Genomic DNA, 20,371 nt, shown 5'->3' with positions numbered 1-20,371 from the left:
GTGGCGGGGCTAGCTTGTTTCTGACGATCCATCAGATAGGGCGAGGGGACACCATGGAACTGCCTCGGATCATCAGCGTCGACGACCACGTGATCGAGCCCGCGCACCTCTTCGACGTGTGGCTGCCCGCCAAGTACCGCGACCGCGGCCCCAAGCCGCTGACCGCCGGCATCGGCGAACTCGCCTACACGGGCGGCAAGTACGTGATCACCATGGACCCCGACGGCCCGCCGACGGACTGGTGGATCTACGAGGACCTGAAGTTCCCGTACAAGCGCAACATCGCCGCCGTCGGCTTCGACCGCGACGACATGACCCTGGAGGGCATCACCCGCGAGGAGATGCGCCGGGGCTGCTGGGACCCCAAGGCGCGGCTCGCCGACATGGACCTCAACCACGTCGAGGCCTCGCTCTGCTTCCCGACCTTCCCGCGCTTTTGCGGCCAGACCTTCGCGGAGGCGCACGACAAGGAGGTCGCGCTGGCCTGTGTGCGCGCCTACAACGACTGGATGGTCGAGGAATGGTGCGGCGACAGCGGCGGCCGACTGATCCCGCTGTGCATCATCCCGCTCTGGGACATCGACCTCGCCGTCGCCGAGATCCGGCGCAACGCCGCGCGCGGGGTCCGGGCGGTGACCTTCTCCGAGATCCCGACCTACCTCGGGCTGCCGTCGATCCACTCCGGGTACTGGGACCCCTTCTTCGCCGTCTGCCAGGAGACCGGCACCGTCGTCAACATGCACATCGGGTCGTCCTCGCAGATGCCGGCCGCGTCCCCCGACGCGCCTCCCGCCGTGCAGGCCTCCCTCAGCTTCAACAACGCGATGGCCTCGATGATGGACTTCCTCTTCTCCGGGGTCCTGGTGAAGTTCCCGACGCTGAAGCTCGCCTACAGCGAGGGCCAGATGGGCTGGATCCCGTACGCGTTGGAGCGCGCCGACGACGTGTGGCGCGAGCACCGGGCCTGGGGCGGGGTCCGCGACCTGATCCCCGAGCCGCCGTCCACCTACTACTACCGGCAGATGTTCTGCTGCTTCTTCCGCGACAAGCACGGCATCGCCTCGCTCGACGTCGTCGGGCGCGACAACGCGACCTTCGAGACCGACTACCCGCACGTCGACTCGACCTTCCCGCACACCAAGGAGGTCGCCCTCGACCACGTCGAGGGCCTCGACGAGGAGACGGTCTACAAGCTGATGCGCGGCAACGCCATCCGCATGCTGGGGCTCGACCTCGACAAGGGCCTGCGGGCGGAACGCCAGTGGACCTGACCCCCACCGAGGAGGAGCGGGAGTTCCGGGCCCGGCTGCGCGAGTGGCTCGCCAAGGTGCTGCCCAAACTGCCCGCCAAGCCGTCCCCCGACGACTGGCCCGGCCGGCGGGCGTACGACGCGGGCTGGCAGCGCCGGCTGTACGACGCCGGGTACGCCGGACTGCACTGGCCCGTGGACGCCGGCGGGCAGGGCGCCGGCCCGACCCGGCACCTGATCTTCCTGGAGGAGACGGAACGCGCCGGCGCCCCCTACGTCGGCGCCAACTTCGTCGGGCTGCTGCACGCCGGCCCGACCATCGCCGCCGAGGGCACCGCCGCGCAGCGGGCGCGCTGGCTGCCGCCCGTCCTGCGCGGCGACGAGGTGTGGTGCCAGGGGTTCAGCGAGCCGGGCGCGGGCTCGGACCTGGCGGCGCTGCGGACCCGCGCCGTGCGCGACGGCGACGAGTACGTCGTGACGGGGTCGAAGATCTGGACCTCGCACGCCGAGGTGGCGGACTGGTGCGAACTGCTGGTCAGGACCACGCCCGTGGGCCCGGACACCCCCAAGCACCGGGGGATCACCTGGCTGGCCATGCCGATGGACGCGCCGGGGGTGACGGTCAGGCCGCTGCGGACCCTCGCGGGGTCGACCGAGTTCGCGGAGATGTTCCTGGACGAGGTGCGGGTCCCGGTCGGCAACCGGGTCGGAGCCGAGGACGACGGCTGGCGGGTCACCATGGTGACCCTGTCCTTCGAGCGGGGGACCGCGTTCGTCGGCGAGGTGGTCGCCTGCCGGCGGACCCTCGGGGACCTGGCCCGCACCGCGAAGGCGAACGGGCGCTGGGACGACCCCGTCGTACGGCGTGCCCTGGGGCGCCTCCACGGCGAGTTCGGCGCCCTGTGGCGACTCACGCAGTGGAACGTCGGCGAATCCGAGCGCTCCGGCGGCGTCCCGGGAACCGGCGGCAGCGTCTTCAAACTGGCCTACTCGCACGCCCGGCAGGAGCTGTACGACGTCGCCGCCCTGGTACTGGGCGCGGGCTCCCTCGTGCTGGACGAGGAATGGGTCCTCGACCGGCTCTCGTCCCTGTCGTACACCATCGCCGCGGGCACCTCGCAGATCCAGCGGAACATCGTCGCCGAGCGGATCCTCGGCCTCCCGAAGGGCCGGTGAGCCGGTGGACTTCCAGCCGACCGAGGAACAGCGGGACCTGCGGGCGGGCGTACGGAACCTGCTGGCCGGACGGTACGGGCGCGAGGCCCTGCGGGCGTCCGTCGAGTCGGGTGTCTGCGTGGACCGGGACCTGTGGCGGGAGCTCGGCGAGGCCGGCTTCTTCGCGCTGCGCCTCCCCGAGGCCGAGGGCGGGGTCGGGCTCGGCCTCCCGGAGGCGGTCCTCGTCTTCGAGGAGGCCGGCCGGGCGCTGGTGCCGGGGCCGCTGGTGGCCACGCACCTCGCGGCCGGGGCGGTCCCGGGGGCGGCGGCCGGGACGGCCGTGGTGACGGCCTCGGACCTGGACGGGTCCCTGGTGGCGCACTGGGGGGAGGCGGACGCCGTGCTCGGGCTGCCGGGGTTCGCCTCGACCCCGGCCGAGCCGGTGCGTTCCGCGGACCCGCTGACCCCGCTGCACCGGGTCGCGTCGGCCCCGATGCCCGGCGACCACAGGGACGAGGGCGCCCTGCTGACGGCCGCCCTCCAGGTGGGGAGCGCCCTGCGGACCCTGGAACTGGCGGTCCGGTACGCGGGGGAGCGCGAGCAGTTCGGCCGCCCGATCGGCTCCTTCCAGGCGGTGAAGCACCTGTGCGCGGAGATGCTGGTACGGGCCGAGGTGGCCCGTACGGCGGTCTACGCGGCGGCGGTGACCGGTGACCCCGCGGAGACGGCGGCGGCGAAGCTGCTGGCCGACGAGGCGGCCGTGCGCAACGCCCGGGACTGCCTCCAGGTGCACGGCGGCATGGGGTTCACCTGGGAGGCCGACGTCCACCTGCACCTGAAACGGGCCTGGGTGCGGGCCGAGCAGTGGCGCACGGCGGCCGAGGCGGAGGAACTGCTGGCGGCGGACCTGCTGGAGGGCGCGGTGCAGCGGGTTCAACGGCGGCCGGAGTGACGGGGGGTGTGCCTCGGTGTAGCGGGGGCCGGGCGGGGTACCCGGGGGATGGCAACCGGAGGGCGGCGTTCGGAAAGGGTCGCGGGTAGCCGGTCACGGGGACCGGTTCGGGGTGCCGGTTCGGTACGACGCGGAGGCACGGGAGGGACGCGGCGGGACGCATGTCTGATTACAGAGAGTTGATATCGGTTTGTGTCCTTCGCCCGGCACATTACGGACCGGAGTCGGGTGCTCGCTCCGGTACGCTCCGACGAATGCGAGCGGTTGAGCGGCGTGAGCGCCGCACAGTATGCACCACGCCTACTCCTTCGCGCGGGAATATGCCCGAAGCGCTTGTTGTGGTGACTGTACGTCAACCATGCTGCTCCGCAAGGGGGTCACGGATCGTGATCCCGTTCCGTCGTGAGGCGAAGTGTCCGCCGGTTCGGATGGTGTGAGCGGTGCAGGTGCTTCAGGTTCAGCTTGAGGTAGGCGCGGACCCCGCCGAGGTCGGCCGGGCACGCCGGTGGGCGCGGTCCAGGCTGGCGGGCTCCGGCATAGGGGACGACGAACCGCTCGCCGAGATCCTGATCCTGCTGATCTCCGAGCTGGTCACCAACGCCGTCGTCCACACGGGCTGTCCGGCGGTGCTGCGGATGCTGTTCGGGGGCCCGGGGGTGCGGGTCGAGGTGGCCGACGCGAGTGACCGGGCGCCGGCCCGCCGGCAGGCGGCCGGGGACGACACGGGCGGGCGCGGCCTGGAGCTGGTGGACGGCCTGGCGGACCGCTGGGGCTGGCAGCCCGAGGGCGCCGGCAAGCGGATCTGGTGCGAGGTCGACCGCGCGGAGAAGGCGGCCGCGGACTGCGCCGCGGACGGCCTCCGGAAACCTTCCGAACATTTTGACCAGAACCGGGAACCCCGCGTGTACCTCTAACGAGGTGTTGACGGTTCGTCACATCTTGATCACTCTGGTGTGGAGCGATTCGTCGCGAGGGGACGCCAAGGGTCCTGCCTTGACGAGTGCGGGTCGTGGGGTGGCGGCTGCCGTGCCGCGCTCGGGGCGTGCATGCGCGTCGCCGCCACCCGCAGGTCGAACCGCTCCGGGGCCCGCGACCGGGCCCCGGAGCGGGTGCCTGGCGGGGCGGTGTCCCGGGACGGTCGAGCGGGGAGCGCCTGGCGGGTGGGTCGGGTTCGGTTGGGCGGGAGTGCCGGTGTCAGCCGGTGCTGTCATCGCCGGACGGCAGGCTCGCCGGCAGGATCTCGTCTGCTTCCTCGCCACCCATGGCAGCGAGCAGACGTTGTCGCGCTTCGTCCAGGCGGCGGGCGTAGTCCGGCAGGAAGACCTCGGGCAGCGTCGTTTCGAGAGTCCCCGAGATCGCGTGGATCCCGGACCAGACCGCACCGTCGGGCACGATGCCCGCGAGTCTGTCGGACCGCATCATGACCTCGTGGAGCCAGTGGGACAGGACGAACGCCTGGTCGCGCGTGAGTCTGATGAGCACCGATTCCTCGTCCACGCGGTCACCGTACAGCCGAGGTAGGTCGAATGGCTGCGGGCTGCGGGCTGTCGCATCGACCGGCCACCCTGGCCGGTCGATGCGACAGGGCCGCAGCGGGCGGCCCGCTGAACCTCCGGATACCCGGGGTCCCCCTTGCGCGCATCGCACTGCGAAGGTCATTGCCCGGGGTGGATAGGGGTGCGATCACAGGCTGCGGACATGTGCTTTGCAGGTGGGGTCCGTCCTGCCCGAGTTCCCGCGACTCCGTGACGGAGACACGGGCTATTGCTGCCATCCGCCGTCGTTGATGTCAGCCGTGGATGTCGGCTTCACGCCCGCTTGCGGTCGAGGATGCCGCCCGCGTCGATTGCCCGGGAATTTCCGGGCCAGGAATCCCCTGCTTCTTGAGTGCAGAAATTCTACTGGCGATGGCCTTCGAGAATGCGTCCCATCCCACAGTGGTGGAGGGTTCCGAGAAATTACCACTCCCCATGGGGGCCGTCACGTAGCAGACTCCGTCATACAGTTCGTCCTCAAGGAGCCTCTCGCAGAAAATCCCGCCACGACCCTGGTATGACTTACCGCGCCAGGCATCGTCGACGAGAATCGGCGACTTTGCGATGCGTACCGGACGTCGAGAGTCCTCGTCGTCCTGCATGATGAAAAGGTATCCCAGCCAGGGCTTCTCGGATTCGGGGTAAATCTTGAAGAATGCCCGTCGGACGTCTGTGGCGCTACCTACGGCCTCCTCCACCCGATTGTTGAAATTGTTTCCGTATGAGGGGCCGCCCAACGCCTTGAGCTCGAACGCGGCAACGAGACTTTCGCCCCAGTTGACTACCAGGTCCCATTTCTTCTGAGGTCGGTATGACCCTGGGAGCTCAAGCTGAGATGCAGTTTGGATGCAGCTTTCCGGATATCCGGCATCCCGAAAGAACCTGGCGATCAGATTGGCGATCGGGTCGAACTGCTTGCCGCCCCTGACCGATCCTTCCGTTCCCGTTTCTTCGCCAGGATCTGCTCCCGCGGCAACAGCATCGGAATCGCCTTCGGTCGCCGCCACCCTAATGGCCAGATCCTTGGCGTCGGCACTCGCGCCAGGGTTGCCGAGGATTTCTGCGGCCTTCTTGTCCTTTTCCATCTTGGCGATTTTTTTGGCCCGCGCTTTTGCGGCCTGCTCTTCCTTGATTTTCCAGTACGCCGAAATGGCACCTTCGAGGTCCAGGTGGCTGACTGCCAAGATGAACTCTCCTAGTCGGGTAGCTCGGCCAGGCCATAGACTCGGAGAGCTGCCGCCGTGGCCGCATCGACGTCACGATCATCAAAGGCAGACGTCAAGGCGGCCTGGTCCTCAGGTGAAATCTCGGATGGCAGAGGAACGCGAATTCGTCGCAGATACTGCGCTTGGAAGCGCAACGTCCCTCCGCGCATCTTCACTGCATACGCTTCCACGAAGGCTTCGGCCACCCGGGACAGCAGGATGCCCCCGAGTACTCGCATGTCCCACGAGTCCGAGACGATGAAGTACAGGTTGTGGTGAGGGTACAGCCGTCCTGGATCAAGCACCGGATGGATGGTCAACTTCATGTCCGGGAACAGCAACTTCGGCCTACCGGCCAGGTGCGGGTCGACCTTATCGATGGTTTTGTACCAACGATGGGGCTGCTTGACCGCTACGTACCGCTTTCGTAGAGCCTCGCCGTGCTCTTCGAGGTAGCCGGCCAGCTTGGGGTACTCGGAGAGGTCGACCAGATTGCCGGCGTCGTCCCAAGGGTTGACGAGGTGGCTGCCGTTCCAGTCGAGCCACCCGGACGTGGTGTCCCGCACCATCGCCATGGGGAGAAGCCGTTCCTTCTCGACAATGCTGGTGCTCTGCGTGAGGAAGACCTTGTCCGCTCCCGTGGCTACGCCAATTCCGACCCGTGTTCCGCTGGACGAGTCCTCCAACAGCCCGAAGCGGTCACTCAGGTCTTCCAGCATGGCCAGTCTGGCCGGCGACCCGGCAGGCCAGGAGTCGGTGCCATCGAACCAATGGGGAAGTCGGGCAGCGTGAAAGGAGTCACCGCTGATGTGCGGCTCATCTGCAGTGTTGACCCATTCTTTGAATTCGGCGATCGAGCCCGGCCCAAAGTGCTTCGTGGTGTCGGCGACGACGGCAGTTCCCTGCGGTCCGTTGCGGATGATGGAGATCGCCGGATAGGCGGATACCTGCTCTTGGAACGCATCTACGTCATGCATGCTGAGTACGAGATCAACACTGTATGAGCGTGATACGAGTTCGCGAAGCTTACTACCGTACTGATTTCGCATCCAGCGGTCGGCGCAGATGAAACCAAGCACTCCGTCGGGTTTGAGGCTTTTCAGTCCGATCTCGTAAAATCCGATGTACACATCAGCTCTGCCGCCCATGGCGGTGCAGGCCGACCTGTAGGCCTTCATTCGTTCAGCGGGAACGTCTTCCAGCCGAATGTAGGGGGGATTTCCTACGACGAAGTCGGCGTTTCTTCCCGGCTCTTTCTGAAGGAGATAGTCGCCCTGGTTGATCCACGCTCTGGCCAGCTTCCGGGCGTCATCCTGATTCCATCCATCCGCGTGGAGGCGCTCTGCGACCAGCTTGCGGCTGTCTCGGACATTGGGAGCCAGCAGGTCGTATGCGCTTACGGCGTCCACAGCTTCACCGATTGACCTGTCATGCAATCGGCAAGAGGCGCTTAGCCGCTCGGTGATCGGTCCGAGGAAGGCGCCGGATCCACAGGCCGGTTCCACGATGTGCATTTGAGTGAGATCGCGGTCGGGCGTGTAGCCGACCAGATCCAAGATCGCTTCGACCACCCAGCGGTGTGTGAATACCTCGCCGTGTTGAACCGCCTCGGTGAGCGAGTCACTGAGGTGAGCGCTGTCCGTGTTGGTAGTCGTGAGGATGCTTGCCACGCTGTGACGATACAGGCAGGCGGTCGGCGACTCGGGGCCCTGACGGGGTGGAAGCGGTCAAGGTGGCGGGGCCGCTTGGCAGGTGTCATGCCGGTTGTCTGCAGGACACCACGCCGGCTGCCGACGGGCGTCGGATTTCTACCCACCATTGCCGGGCCCCCTCACGTTCACGAGGACCTGTCGGAACCCGCAGACGACGCTCCGTCCATCTCGGAGTCGCGATGTGGTGGTCGCGTGCGCGCTGCGGAACCGGCAGAGCATGTCCAGGCGTGGCGAACTGTTCGCGCAGCCCGCCAAGGGTTGATTGAGCACATGCGAAAGGCTCTGTGGCGAACGTGAGGGGTGGTTCAGGCAGCCGAGGTCGATCTTCCGACTCGGCCTGGTCCCGGACGCGGCCTGCCCGCCGGGCCCAGCCGCCTTGGCCGTAGGCCGGGGTTGTCCCGGTCCGTGCGGGCTGCGGGCCGGTCAGAGGATGGCGACCGGGGCCACCGGGGTGCCCACCGCGCCGACGAAGGGTTCGGGCATCGCGGAGAGGAGGAACGCGTGGCGGGATTCTTCTGCACAGGCTGTGGACAACTTTTCGAGATTCCAGTTCTGGCCCTGGTGCATGCCCATCTCCACCAGGTCCAGCGCGTGCACCGGCAACCAGAGGTTGTCGATCTCCGGCGGGAAGATCTCGAAGGTCAGGGTGTCATTGGCGACGGCCGCCACGTCCCGGGCGTGGAACCACTCGGGCGTACGGACGGACAGGCCGGGTGACGGGAAGCCGTAGCCGTGCTTGTCGCCGGCCAGGTAGACCTGGATCTGGCCCGTGCGGACGAGGACGATGTCCCCGGCGCGGACGGTCACCCCGCCGAACTCCTCCGCCTCCGCGAGGTCCTCGGGCGTCACGGCGTGGTCGCCCGGGAGCCGGTCCAGGCCCTTGGCGCGGGCCACGTCCAGCAGGACCCCGCGCGAGACGATGGGTCCCGCCTTGTCGATGCCGCTGAACTCCGCCCGGCCGTGCGCCGTGACGGTGCCGGCGGGGCGGCCGTTGTAGATCCTCCCGGAGTGGGAGACGTGGGTGAGGGCGTCCCAGTGGGTGGCGCACTGGAGTCCCATCGTCACGGCGTCGTCGCTGCACGCGACCGTGCCCGGACCGAAGATCTCCTGGTTGACCTGCACCATCGTGTGCAGCGGGTTGATCCGGCCGGGGATCATGCCGACCTGTACCCCGTCCTCCTTGAGCGGGAGCGCGAGCGGGATCCGGCGGCCGGTGCGGATCTCGGCGGCGGCCGCGCGGACGATCTCGTCGGTGATCAGGTTGAGGGTGCCGATCTCGTCGTCCGCGCCCCAGCGGCCCCAGTTGTTGACGCGCTTGGCGATGTCGTGGAACTCGGCGGGCATGCCCATCTGACTCATCAGCTCCTTGCCATGTGGAACCTCACAGGGGCTTGTGCGGGCGCGTCCGCCTGCCCATAGAATCTAACGGTCCGTCAGAAATCGCGGGAAGGGGTCGGGCGTGGGGAACTTCTTGGCAGGCAAGGTCGTCGCCGTCACCGGCGCGGGCCGGGGCATCGGGCGGGCCGTGGCACTCGCCGCGGCCGCCGAGGGCGCCCGGGTCGTCGTCAACGACTACGGCGTCGGCATCGAGGGCGGCGAACCCACGAGCGAGATAGCCGAGGCGGTGGTCAAGGAGATCGTCGCCGCGGGCGGCGAGGCCGTGGCCGTCGCCGACGACGTCTCCACGATGGCGGGCGGACAGCGCGTCGTCGACACCGCGCTCGCCCGGTACGGGCGGATCGACGGTGTCGTGTGCGTGGCGGGCATCCTGCGCGAGCGGATGCTCTTCAACATGTCCGAGGAGGAGTGGGACCCGGTCGTCGCCACCCACCTCAAGGGCACCTTCACCGTCTTCCGCGCCGCCTGCGCCGTCATGCGCAAGCAGGGCGGCGGCACCCTGATCGGCTTCACCAGCGGCAACCACCAGGGCTCCGTCGCCCAGGCCAACTACAGCGCCGCCAAGGGCGGCATCATCTCCCTCGTCCGCTCCGCCGCGCTCGGGCTCGCCAAGTACGGGGTCACGGCCAACGCCGTCGCGCCCGTCGCCCGTACCCGGATGTCGGCCAACGTGCCCATGGAGCTCAAGGAGATCGGCGAGCCCGAGGACGTCGCCGCGCTGGTCACCTACCTGCTCTCCGACCGGGCCGTCGCCGTCGGCGGCGAGCGGATCACCGGGCAGGTCTACACGATCGCCGGCCCGAAGATCGCCGTGTGGGCCCAGCCGCGCGAGCTGCGCGCCGGGTACGCGGAGGGCTCCTGGACCCCGGAGAAGATCGCCGACTTCCTCCCCGGGACGGTCGGTACCGACCCGATGCCGATGCTCGCGCAGCTCGAAGCCATGGCGAAGGCGGCGGCCGCCAAGGACCGCCCCAACGCGTAGAGGGGGGCCGGTGGACTTCAGCTTCGGGGCCGAGGACGAGGCGCTGCGCGCCCGCGCCCGGTCGTGGCTGGCGGGGCACCTCGTCGGACCGTACGAACGGGCCGTCGGCCTCGGCGGACCCGGCAGCGAACACGAGGAGGTCGCGGCGCGGCGCGCCTGGGAACGGGAGTTGGGCGCCGGCGGCTGGATCGGACAGGGCTGGGAGGTCCCGGACGGGGCCTACGGGCAGCGGCGGCTCTCCCTGACCGGGCAGGTGGTGTGGGCGGAGGAGTACGCGGCGCTGCGCGCGCCCGGCCGGGTCGGCCACATCGGGGAGAACCTCCTCGCCCCCACCCTGATCGCCCACGGGAGCCGGGAGCAGCGCGAACGCTTCCTGCCCGGGATCGCGCGGGGCGAGGAGCTGTGGTGCCAGGGGTACAGCGAGCCGGGCGCCGGGTCCGACCTCGCCGGCATCCGCACGAAGGCGGTCCGGGACCCGGGCGCCCCGGGCGGCCCGTACCGGGTCACCGGGCAGAAGATCTGGACCTCCCTGGCCCGGGACGCGGACTGGTGCTTCGTCCTCGCCCGGACGGAGGCCGGATCGCGGCGGCACGCGGGGCTGTCGTTCCTCCTCGTGCGCATGGACCAGCCGGGGCGCGTCGAGGTCCGGCCCATCCGGCAGATGTCGGGGACGGCGGAGTTCAACGAGGTCTTCTTCGACGGGGCCCTCGCCGCCGAGGTCGTCGGCGGCGAGGGCAACGGCTGGTCGGTGGCCATGGGACTGCTCGCCCTCGAACGCGGGGTGTCCACCCTGGTCCAGCAGATCGGCTTCGCCGCGGAGCTGGAACGGGTGCTGGCGGCGTACACGGCCTCGGGCGCGGGCGGCACCGGGTACGGGGCCGGGTGCGGGGCCGCGGGTGCGGGGGACCCCGTACTGCGGGACCGACTCGTACGGCAGTGGGCCGAGCTGCGCACGATGCGGTGGAACGCGCTGCGGACCCTGGGCGCGGCCGGTGACGCGGGCGCGCCGAGCGTGGCGAAGTTGCTGTGGGGCGGCTGGCACAAGCGGCTCGGGGAACTGGCGGTCGCGGTCCGGGGCGCGGAGGCCGCCGCCGGGCCCGTGGACTGGGCGCCCGGCCTGCCGTACGAACTCGGACTCGACGAGGAGCAGCGCCTGTTCCTGTTCACCCGCGCCGACACGATCTACGGCGGCTCGGACGAGATCCAGCGGAACATCATCGCCGAGCGCGTGCTCGGCCTGCCGAAGGAGCCCAGGTGAGAGGCGTCGTGTTCGACGGCAAGCAGGCCCAGGTGGTCGAGGATCTGGAGATCCGCGACCCGGGGCCGGGAGAGGTGCTCGTCGCGATGGCGGCGGCCGGGCTGTGCCACAGCGACCTGTCGGTGATCGACGGGACGATCCCCTTCCCGCCGCCGGTGGTGCTGGGACACGAGGGGGCGGGCGTGGTGGACGCGGTCGGCGCCGGGGTCACGCACGTGGTGCCCGGCGATCACGTGTCCCTGTCCACCCTCGCGAACTGCGGGGCGTGCGCGGACTGCGACCGGGGACGGCCCACGATGTGCCGCAAGGCGATCGGGATGCCGGCGCAGCCGTTCTCGCGGGGCGGGAAACCGCTGTTCCAGTTCGCCTCCAACTCGGCCTTCGCGGAACGCACGATCGTCAAGGCCGTCCAGGCCGTGAAGATCCCCTCGGACATTCCGCTGACCTCGGCGGCGCTCATCGGGTGCGGGGTCCTGACGGGCGTCGGGGCGGTGTTGAACCGGGCGAGGGTCGACCGGGGCGAGTCGGTCGTCGTCATCGGCACCGGCGGCATCGGCCTCAACGTGCTCCAGGGCGCGCGGATCGCGGGCGCGACCACCATCGTCGCGGTGGACGCCAACCCGGCGAAGGAGGCGGTGGCCCGACAGTTCGGCGCCACCCACTTCATCGACGCCTCGGCGGTCGCGGACTCCTCGGCGGCGGTGCGGGAGATCCTGCCCACGGGGGCGGACCACGCCTTCGAGTGCGTGGGCAACGTGAAACTGATCCGCCAGGCCGTCGACCTCCTGGACCGGCACGGGCAGGCGATCCTGCTGGGCGTGCCGGGCTTCAAGGAGGAGGCGTCGTTCCTCGTGTCGTCCCTGTACCTGGACAAGACGATCATGGGCTGCCGGTACGGATCCTCGCGCCCCCAGCGCGACATCGCCCTCTACGCCGAGCTGTACCGGCAGGGCAGGCTGCTGCTGGACGAACTCGTCACCGAGGTCTACCCGATCGAGGACTTCGCCAAGGCCGCCGACGACGCCCACCACGGCCGGGTGGCCCGCGGGGTCCTCACCTTCTGAGCCGCCTGCTCCGAGTCGTCTTTCGAGCCGCCTTTCGAGGTGGACGGCGAAGGGCCCGGCCGGCGGGGAATCCGTCGGCCGGGCCCTTCGGGGCGGGGCGTCAGTCCGTGAAGCGGCCGAAGCGGCCCTTGTGGAAGAGCAGGGGATCGCCCTCGCCGTCCGCGCCCATGGCCTCGACGCGACCGACGACGATGAGGTGGTCCCCGCCGGTGTGGACGGCGTGGATCCGGCAGTCGATCCAGGCGGGCACGTCGTCGAGTCGCGGCGATCCGGTGACCGGGCTCGGGCGGTGCGGGACGCCGGCGAACTTGTCGGCGCCGCTCACGGCGAACGAGCGGCACAGGCCACCCTGTTCGGCCCCCAGGATGTTGACGCAGAAGACCCCGGCGCGGGCGATGCGCGGCCAGGTGGTCGACGTACGGGCCACCATGAACGTGACCAGGGGCGGGTCGAGGGAGAGCGACGCGAAGGACTGGCAGGCGAAGCCTGCCGGCCCGTCCTCGTCCGCGCCGGGTGGGGCGGTGATGACCGTGACCCCGCTGGCGAAGTTCGACAGCACGGCCCGGAACTCGGCGGGGCTGACGGGCGCGCGCTCGTCCTCGCCGACGGCCCGCAGGTCGGGGCGCGGCAGCGTGTTGACGGGTTCCGGCTCCGCCGCGGCGGAGGTGGGGGAGCCCACTGACCTGAGGTATCGGACGACGGTGGCCGCCATCCCTGCGTGTCCCATCACAGGAACGATTGAAGCTGACGGGGCGTCAGATAGGAAGGGGTGGGCGGGATCGGGCGAATGCGGCGCTCCGGCGGATGAGGCATGGGCGGGCCGGTGGGCGGGTCGACGGCCGGGGGCGGTGGGTGGGGGCGGTGGGTGTGCCTCGTACGGATGAAATTCCCCCGTACGGGTGAAACCGGCGCCTCGCGCGGACTCGAACGCCCGGCTGCCCCGTGCGGGCTCGGCATGGTGGCACCCGTCCCATCCGCCCCGTCCACCCAGGAGGATCCTCATGCTCGGCACCGATTTCCGTACCGGCTCGCCCAACTGGCTCGACCTCGGCAGCCCCGACATCGCCAGGGACGCGGCCTTCTACGGCGCCCTCTTCGGCTGGGAGTTCGTCTCGGCCGGCCCCGACGCCGGCGGTTACGGGTTCTTCCGGCTGGACGGCAAGACCGTCGCCGCGATCGGCGCGCTCACCGAGGAAGGGGCGAAGCCGGCCTGGATGGTGCACTTCGACACCCGCGACATCCAGGCCACCGTCCAGGCGATCAAGGACGGCGGCGGCACGATCCGCATGGAGCCCACCGACGTCATGGGGCAGGGGTGGCTGGCGCAGGCCACCGACCCGCAGGGCGCGGAGTTCGCCCTGTGGCAGCCGGGCCGGACCGCGGGCTTCGAGCTGGGCTCCGCTCCCCACAGCCTCATCTGGGTGGAACTGCACGTACCGGACCCGGCCCGGGACATCGCCTTCTACAACGGCGTGTTCGGCTGGCGGCACGCGGAGATGCAGGCGACGCCCGAGATGGCGTACCGCGTGCTCAGCATCGCCGACGGGGACCAGCAGGACGGTTCCTTCGGCGGCGTCGCCCCCTCGCAGGGCGGCGGCCCGACGGGCTGGGTGCCGTACTTCAACGCGCCGGACGTCGACGGCACCGTCGCCAAGACCACCGAGAACGGCGGCACCGTGCTGATGCCGCCGGCCGACGTGCCGAGCGTCGGCCGGATCGCCTTCCTCACCGACCCGGCGGGCGCGATGTTCGCCTTGCTGAAGCCCGACCCGCAGATGTAGTCCCCGGCGCGCGGTCCCCGGCCGTGAGTCGCGGTCGCGGTCGTGGGCCGGTCCTCAGCGACCGAGGTACTTCGGGGTGCGGCGCTCCACGAAGCTCGCCACGCCCTCGTTCGCGTCGGCGGTGGTCATGTTGATCTCCTGGGCGGTGGCCTCGGCGGCCAAGGCGGTCGCCCGGTCACCGTCCAGCGAGACGTTGACCAGCTGCTTCGTCATGGCGATGGCCCGGGTCGGGCCCTGTGCGAGGCGTTCCGCCCACTCCCGGGCCGTCGCCTCCAGGGCCTCGGCCGGGACCACCTTGTTGACCAGGCCCAGACGTTCGGCCTCGGCGGCGGGCAGGGCGTCGCCGAAGAACATCAACTCCTTGGCCTTCTGCGGTCCGAGCAGCCTCGGCAGCAGGTACGCGCCCCCGCCGTCCGGGACCAGCCCGCGGCGGACGAACACCTCGATGAACCGCGCCGGTTCCGCCGCGATCACCAGATCGCAGGCCAGTGCCAGATGGGCGCCGATCCCGGCGGCCGTGCCGTTCACCGCGGCGATCACCGGTTTCTCGCAGTCGAGGACCGACGTGATCAACCTTTGCGCCCCCGACCGGATCAACCGGGCCACGTCCCCCGCGATCCGCTCGCCCGCGGCGGGCCCCCCGCGCAGGTCGGCGCCGGCGCAGAACCCCTTACCGGTCGCGGTGACGACCACGGCCCGGACGGCGGGATCGCACGAGGCCCCGTCGAGCAGGCCGATGACGCGCTCGCGCTGCTCCATGGTGACGGCGTTCATGGCCTCGGGACGGTTCAGGGTGATCCAGGAAACGCCGTTCTCGGTGCGGTGCAGCACGAGGGAGTCGATGTCCGGTGCGGTCGTGGCGTCCGGTGCGGTCATGGGGTACGGGCTCCAGTCGGTCCGGGCTCGGGAGGGCGGGGGACGAGCGGCGGTCAGCGGCAGATGGCCAGCGCGTCGAGCGCCACCGCGCCCTGGCCGCGCGGGAGGACCATCAGCGGGTTGATGTCCAGCTCCGAGAGCACGTCGCCCAGCTCCAGCGCCATCCGCTGGACCCGCAGGACGACCTCCACCAGCGCGTCCACGTCCGCCGGCGGGGCGCCCCGTACGCCTTCCAGCAGCGGATGGCCGCGCAGTTCCGTCAGCATCGCCCGCGCCTGGTCCTCGCCGAACGGCGGCACCCGTACCGCCGCGTCGCGCAGCACCTCGACCAGGACCCCGCCGAGGCCCACCGTCACGGTCGGCCCGAAGAGGTCGTCCCGGGTGACGCCGACGACCATCTCCACGCCGCGCTCCACCATCTGGCAGACGAGGATCCCGTCCAGCGGGACGTTCTCGTAGCGCGCGATGTCCGTCAGCTCCCGGTACGCGTCGCGGATCTGACTCGCGGAGGTCAGGCCGATCTTCACCAGCCCCAGCTCCGTCTTGTGACCGAGCTGCGGGCCCGAGGCCTTCATCACCACCGGGTAGCCGACCAGTCCGGCCGCGCGGACGGCCGCCGCCGCGCTGGTCACCAACTGCTCGCGGGGAACCCGTATCCCGTACGCCCGCAACAGCTGCTTCGCCGCGTGCTCGCTGAGCTGCTGGCCCGGCCGCATCAGGGCCTGCGCCTTGCGGTACGAGGGCGAGGGCGTGCGCGGGGCCTCGTCGAAGGGGGAACGGTAGGAGGCGGTGAACCGGTGGTGGCCGAGGTAGGCCCGTACCGCGGTGATGCAGTTGCCGAAGGTACGGAACGTGGCGACGCGGGAGGAGCCCAGCAGGGTCGTGCGGTACGCCTCCTCGGTGCCGACGGGGGAACCCCAGATCACGCAGACCAGCTTGTCGCTCTGCTCGGCCGCGTCCACCAGGTCCTGCGCCAGCCTGTCGCTCATGGGCGGGAAGGGGCCGGTGATCGGGCAGATCAGCACGCCCACGGACGGGTCGGCCAGGAGCGCGTCGATGATCTTGCGGCCGCGCCAGTCGCCGACGGGGTGACCGCCGTTGTCCACGGGGTTCGCGACGTTCAGGTACTCCGGGATCCACTGGTGCAGCTCGTCCTGCTTGGCCTGCGTCAGGGTCGGCAGGCTCAGGCCCGCCTCGGTGGCCAGGTCGGAGAAGTGGGCGCCCGTGCCGCCGGAGATCGAGTACACGACCACGCCGTCCGCCAGCGGCTTGCGGGCCCGCGCCAGCAGGGCGGCGGTGTCCTGGAGCTCGTCCAGGCCGTCCACCCGGATCACCCCGAACTGGCGCATGGCCGCGTCCACGACGGTGTCCGCGCCGGTCAGCTTTCCGGTGTGGGAGGCGGCCATCCGGGCGCCCGTCTCGGTGCGGCCGACCTTGACGGCGACGACCGGCACCCCGTTGCGGGCGGCCCGGTCTGCGGCCAGCAGGAAGGAGCGGCCGTCCTTGAGTCCCTCGACGTAACAGGCGATGGCGCCGACCTCGGGCCGCTCCGCGAAGTAGGAGATGAAGTCGGAGGTCTCCAGGTCGGCCTCGTTGCCCGTCGGCGCCCAGTGCGAGAGCCGGATGCCGAGCTCCTGGAGCGTGTACACGGGCCGGCCCTGGTGGCCGGACTGGGTGATCAGCGCGATGGCCGGGCCGTCGAGGTCGTCGCGGAACGCCTCGAAGGCGTTGAGGTTGGTGTTCGGGCCGAGCAGGCGCAGGCCCGAGCGTTCGACGGCGGCCGAGAGCCGGGCCTGGGCGGCGGCCCCGGCGTCGCCCGTCTCCGCGAAACCGGAGGCGAAGGCCACCGCGAACTTGACCTTGGCCTCGGCCAGTTCCTCGATGACGGGCAGCGGGTCGCCGACGAGCAGGACCGCCAGGTCCACCTGCTCGGGCAGGTCGGCCACCGAGGCGTGACACGGCAGCCCGAAGACGGTGGCGCGGGTCGGGTGGACGGGGTGGATCCGGGCGCCGACCCGCTGCGCCCAGGCGAGGAGCTGCCGGGTGATGCCGGTGTTCGGCCTGCCCTCGGCGTCGGAGGCGCCGATGACGGCCACCGACTCGGGCCGGAAGAACCGGTCCAGGTCGGGGACCTCGGCGTGCAGGGGGCGACCGCTGACGTCCAGGGCGACCGCGTCCTCGGCGGACGGCGCCGCCGAGGAGTGGACGGCCGTCCTGGGGGTCTCCCCGCAGGCCTCGACGCGTGCGCGGAAGTCGGTGGTGAGGGTGCCGTGAGTAGATCCAAGCATCGTTCCGCCCGCTCCTGCTCGATGAACTCCATGAACCGAACTCATGAACGCACAACGCGAATGCACGACGTGAATGCGCTAACTGACGCGTAGTCAGATTACTGAACTGACGCGCCGTCAGGAACAGGCCTGCGCAGGAAAGGTGGTGGAGGTGATGTGGTGAACGGTGGCAGATCCCCCCACCGCGGGTCCAGGCGGGATTCGGCCGAGGCGGCCGGGGGCTGGGGCGAGGGCTGCGGTGGGGGCTCGGGTGAGGGCTTCGGCGAGGCTTCGGGCGGGGTGGTGCGGGGGTGGTGCGGGGCCCGGCCTCAGGGGCGGGCGCGGTCCTTCCGGGCCACCGCCTTGGCGATCTTCCGGCCGTCCAGTGCCAGCTCGCGGAACATGCCGCTGATGGGGTTGGTGAAACCGGTGAAGTACAGATCGGGCGCGTGCGCGGGAGTGCGGCCGCCGTGTACCCGCGGCCGTCCCCGGTCGTCCAGTACGTCGAGGTGACCGACCAACCCCTCCAGGGCCCGCCGGTAGCCGGTCGCCGCGATCACGACGTCCGGGCTGATCCGCGTACCGTCCGCCAGTACCACTTCGTCGCCGTCGAGGGCGTCCACGGCGGCGACCGGTTCGACCCGGCCGGACCGGACGGCGTCGATCAGCCCGACGTCCTGGATCGGGATCGCCCCCTGCCTGACCCTGCTGTACAGGCCGGTGGCGGGGCGGGGCAGCCCGTACGCCGACAGGTCCGGGACGGAGGCCCTCGCCACCAGCGCGGACAGCCGGTCCACCAGCCACACGGGCAGCCGGCGCACCAGGATCCCGGTGCGTTGGGCCGGCCAGCCCGCGGTGGAGCGGCGCACGATGTGCGGGGCGGTGCGCACGGCGAGCCGCACCCGCGCGGCGCCGCCCTCGGCGAGGTCCACGGCTATCTCGGCGCCGGTGTTGCCGACGCCGACGACCAGTACATCGCGGTCCGCGTACGGGGCGGCGGCCCGGTAGTCGGCGGCGTGCAGCAGTTCCTTGCCGTACGCCTCACGGCCCGGCCACTCGGGCAGCCGGGGGGTGTGGTTGAACCCGGTCGCCACGATCACGGCACCGGCCGCCAACTCCCGGCCGCCACTGGCGTGCAGGGTCCAGCCGGAATCGTCCGAGGCCCGCTCGATCCGTGTCACCTCGACCCCGGTGACCAGTTCCAGCTCGTGGAACTCGGCGTACTTCTCCAGGTAGCGCACCACGTTGTCGCGCGCGACCCAACGTCCGAAACGACGCGGCACGGCCAGGCCGGGCAGCGCGGAGAGCCGTCGCGTCGTGTGCAGGTGGAGCCGGTCGTAGTGGCGGCGCCAGGAGGAGCCGACGGCGTCGGACTTCTCGACGACCACGGCGCGGACCCCGCGGGTGCGCAGGGCGGCGGCGACGGCGAGGCCGCCGGGACCGGCGCCGATCACGTACGTCGGGCGGGGCTGGGTGGTCATGTCGGGAGCTTCGGGCATGAAGAGTGATCGTATCGACACACAGAGTTGGTGGGTCTCGGACGAGGAGGGAATCGATTGCGGATCGATCACGGGGTGCCGTGGGGGCGACCGTCGGGGTTCGACCCCGGGTGTCGCGGCTCGGTGCGTGGGGCCTCGCGGTTCGGTGCGTGGGGCCTTGCGGTTCGGTGCGCGGGGCCTTGCGGGATCGGTGTGGATCCGCTCAACTGACGTACCGTCAGATGACGAGAGGGGTGGAGGACGCCGATGCAGACCATCTGGCTCAGCGGGGCCGAATGGACAGCCGTGCTCCGGATAGGCCTCGGCCTGTGGTGGCTGGAGAGCTGGCGGCACAAGGACAAGAAGGGCTGGTTCGAACGCGGCACCGGCATCTCCTGGGCCGCCGACGTCGCCGGCAAGCACCGCTGGGGCTTCGTCAAGGGCGGCTTCGACACGGTCGTCCGGCCGAGGCCGAAACTCGTGGCGTACGTGGTCGTGTACGCCGAACTCGCCCTCGGACTCGGCCTGGTGCTCGGCCTCCTGACGCCCGTGGCGCTGGTCGGCGGACTGCTGCTGAACCTGCTCTACCTCGTGCTGATGATCCACGACTGGGCCGAGCAGGGACAGAACGCGATGATGGCGCTCATCTCGATCGTCGCACTGTTCGCGATGGGCTGGCAGGTCTGGTCACTCGACGCGGCGATGGGACTCTTCCTGTGAACACCGTCCGGTACGACCTGCCCGAGGTCGACGACTTCACCCGCCCGTACTGGGACGCGGCGGCGCAAGGCCGACTCCTCCTCCGCCGCTGCGCGGACTGCGGGCGCGCCCACCACTACCCGCGCGAGTTCTGCCCGTACTGCTGGGCGGGCGAGGAGCGCGTGACGTGGGAGCAGGCCGGGGGGCGGGCCGTGCTGTACACGTGGTCGGTGATCCACCGCAACGACCTGCCGCCGTTCGGGGAGCGGGTGCCGTACGTGGCGGCGGTCGTGGACCTGGAGGAGGGGCCGCGGCTGATGACGGAGCTTGTGCCGGCCTCCGGGGGCGGGTCCTCCGGGGACGGGTCCTCCGGGGACGGGGGTGTGGTCTCCGGGGCCGGGTCCTCCGGGGCCGGGTTGCGGGTCGGGATGCCGCTGGAGGTGGCGTTCCGCGAGGCGGCGGAGGGGGTGTGGGTGCCGGTGTTCGGGGTGGCGTAGCCCTGGTCTTTGCCTTGGTCTTTGCCGTTGCCGTTGCCGTTGCCGTTGCCGTGGCCGGGCGGTGGTGGTTGCCGCGTTGCCGTCTTGCCGTCTTGCCGCGTTGCGGTTGGTTGCTGCCGGTCCCGGCTGCGCCGGGCGCCTCAAGCGCCGGCGGGGCTGGGGGGTGGGGGTCAGGCCCCCCCCCCGGTACGGGGGCCGCCCAACCCAGCCCCGCCGGCGCTTGAGGCGCAGGGGTACGGGCCCACCCTCCCGGTCCGGGCCGC

The 20,371-nt window shown here is 70.7% G+C and carries 18 protein-coding genes; 10 read left to right on the top strand and 8 right to left on the bottom strand.

Translation table 11 applies throughout. From position 1 onward, the window contains the following. Positions 1–53: 53 nt before the first annotated feature. The 4 genes from ADK55_RS21130 to ADK55_RS21115 all read left to right on the top strand — a co-directional run bounded on the left by ADK55_RS21130 (position 54) and on the right by ADK55_RS21115 (position 4,270). Positions 54–1,271 carry an amidohydrolase family protein gene (locus tag ADK55_RS21130; protein ID WP_053680982.1) on the top strand — a complete coding sequence of 406 codons (1,218 nt, stop codon included), beginning with the start codon at positions 54–56 and terminating at the stop codon, positions 1,269–1,271. Continuing rightward, the gene (locus ADK55_RS21125) at positions 1,262–2,425 is read left to right on the top strand and encodes an acyl-CoA dehydrogenase family protein (RefSeq protein ID WP_053680980.1); all 1,164 of its coding nucleotides are present in this window, start codon (positions 1,262–1,264) and stop codon (positions 2,423–2,425) included. The genes ADK55_RS21130 and ADK55_RS21125 overlap by 10 nt, the downstream gene beginning before the upstream one ends. Positions 2,426–2,429: 4 nt before the next feature. After that, positions 2,430–3,356: an acyl-CoA dehydrogenase family protein gene (locus tag ADK55_RS21120; protein WP_053680978.1), complete on the top strand. Its 927-nt coding sequence runs from the start codon at positions 2,430–2,432 to the stop codon at positions 3,354–3,356. 440 nt (positions 3,357–3,796) lie between these two features. Further along, entirely contained in the window at positions 3,797–4,270 is a 474-nt protein-coding gene (locus ADK55_RS21115) for an ATP-binding protein (RefSeq protein WP_053680976.1), read from the top strand. Positions 4,271–4,550: 280 nt separating this feature from the next. Here the strand turns inward: ADK55_RS21115 and ADK55_RS21110 are convergent, their stop codons facing one another. The 4 genes from ADK55_RS21110 to ADK55_RS21100 all read right to left on the bottom strand — a co-directional run bounded on the left by ADK55_RS21110 (position 4,551) and on the right by ADK55_RS21100 (position 9,158). Further along, the gene (locus tag ADK55_RS21110) at positions 4,551–4,853 is read right to left on the bottom strand and encodes a hypothetical protein (RefSeq protein WP_053680974.1); all 303 of its coding nucleotides are present in this window, start codon (positions 4,851–4,853) and stop codon (positions 4,551–4,553) included. A 292-nt stretch (positions 4,854–5,145) separates the two neighbouring features. Beyond that, positions 5,146–6,075 (bottom strand): PaeR7I family type II restriction endonuclease, encoded by a 930-nt coding sequence (locus tag ADK55_RS36630; protein ID WP_234350182.1) that lies wholly within the window; start codon positions 6,073–6,075, stop codon positions 5,146–5,148. 11 nt (positions 6,076–6,086) lie between these two features. Next, the gene (locus ADK55_RS21105) at positions 6,087–7,766 is read right to left on the bottom strand and encodes an Eco57I restriction-modification methylase domain-containing protein (RefSeq protein WP_234350181.1); all 1,680 of its coding nucleotides are present in this window, start codon (positions 7,764–7,766) and stop codon (positions 6,087–6,089) included. Positions 7,767–8,231: 465 nt separating this feature from the next. Then, complete coding sequence (locus ADK55_RS21100; protein WP_053680972.1) at positions 8,232–9,158, bottom strand: cyclase family protein; 927 nt, start codon at positions 9,156–9,158, stop codon at positions 8,232–8,234. A gap of 109 nt (positions 9,159–9,267) precedes the next feature. On the opposite strand from ADK55_RS21100, the gene ADK55_RS21095 reads away from it, so the two are divergent. From ADK55_RS21095 to ADK55_RS21085, 3 genes are read left to right on the top strand one after another with little or no spacing between them, the layout of a single operon-like run. Continuing rightward, a complete protein-coding gene (locus ADK55_RS21095) occupies positions 9,268–10,188 on the top strand; it encodes an SDR family NAD(P)-dependent oxidoreductase (protein ID WP_053680970.1) in 921 nt (306 codons plus the stop codon). Between the two features lie 10 nt (positions 10,189–10,198). Further along, on the top strand, positions 10,199–11,446 hold the full coding sequence (locus ADK55_RS21090; RefSeq protein ID WP_053680968.1) for an acyl-CoA dehydrogenase family protein: 1,248 nt from the start codon (positions 10,199–10,201) through the stop codon (positions 11,444–11,446). After that, positions 11,443–12,510 (top strand): Zn-dependent alcohol dehydrogenase, encoded by a 1,068-nt coding sequence (locus ADK55_RS21085; protein WP_053680967.1) that lies wholly within the window; start codon positions 11,443–11,445, stop codon positions 12,508–12,510. The genes ADK55_RS21090 and ADK55_RS21085 overlap by 4 nt, the downstream gene beginning before the upstream one ends. A 100-nt stretch (positions 12,511–12,610) precedes the next feature. Here the strand turns inward: ADK55_RS21085 and ADK55_RS21080 are convergent, their stop codons facing one another. Next, complete coding sequence (locus ADK55_RS21080) at positions 12,611–13,222, bottom strand: flavin reductase family protein (protein WP_053680965.1); 612 nt, start codon at positions 13,220–13,222, stop codon at positions 12,611–12,613. A 289-nt stretch (positions 13,223–13,511) separates the two neighbouring features. On the opposite strand from ADK55_RS21080, the gene ADK55_RS21075 reads away from it, so the two are divergent. Next, positions 13,512–14,291, top strand: a complete 780-nt coding sequence (locus tag ADK55_RS21075) for a VOC family protein (RefSeq protein ID WP_053680963.1) — start codon at positions 13,512–13,514, stop codon at positions 14,289–14,291. Positions 14,292–14,345: 54 nt separating this feature from the next. On the opposite strand, the gene ADK55_RS21070 is transcribed toward ADK55_RS21075, so the two are convergent. From ADK55_RS21070 to ADK55_RS21060, 3 genes are all read right to left on the bottom strand, one after another. Beyond that, positions 14,346–15,167 carry an enoyl-CoA hydratase/isomerase family protein gene (locus ADK55_RS21070; protein ID WP_053680961.1) on the bottom strand — a complete coding sequence of 274 codons (822 nt, stop codon included), beginning with the start codon at positions 15,165–15,167 and terminating at the stop codon, positions 14,346–14,348. A 53-nt stretch (positions 15,168–15,220) separates the two neighbouring features. Next, positions 15,221–17,455, bottom strand: a complete 2,235-nt coding sequence (locus ADK55_RS21065; protein ID WP_053680959.1) for an acetate--CoA ligase family protein — start codon at positions 17,453–17,455, stop codon at positions 15,221–15,223. Positions 17,456–17,763: 308 nt separating this feature from the next. Beyond that, positions 17,764–18,933, bottom strand: a complete 1,170-nt coding sequence (locus tag ADK55_RS21060) for a flavin-containing monooxygenase (RefSeq protein WP_053680957.1) — start codon at positions 18,931–18,933, stop codon at positions 17,764–17,766. 246 nt (positions 18,934–19,179) lie between these two features. Between ADK55_RS21060 and ADK55_RS21055 the strand changes: the two genes are divergently transcribed. Together ADK55_RS21055 and ADK55_RS21050 are read left to right on the top strand one after the other, a co-directional pair. Beyond that, entirely contained in the window at positions 19,180–19,632 is a 453-nt protein-coding gene (locus ADK55_RS21055) for a DoxX family membrane protein (protein WP_053680955.1), read from the top strand. After that, positions 19,629–20,108: a Zn-ribbon domain-containing OB-fold protein gene (locus ADK55_RS21050; RefSeq protein ID WP_053680953.1), complete on the top strand. Its 480-nt coding sequence runs from the start codon at positions 19,629–19,631 to the stop codon at positions 20,106–20,108. Before ADK55_RS21055 ends, ADK55_RS21050 begins: the two co-directional genes overlap by 4 nt. Positions 20,109–20,371: the final 263 nt, after the last annotated feature.

It is taken from the genome of Streptomyces sp. WM4235, from assembly GCF_001279725.1.
GTDB lineage: Bacteria > Actinomycetota > Actinomycetes > Streptomycetales > Streptomycetaceae > Streptomyces.
The sequence above is the reverse complement of the archived record's forward strand: the minus strand, read 5'-3'. Positions and strand labels throughout refer to the sequence as shown.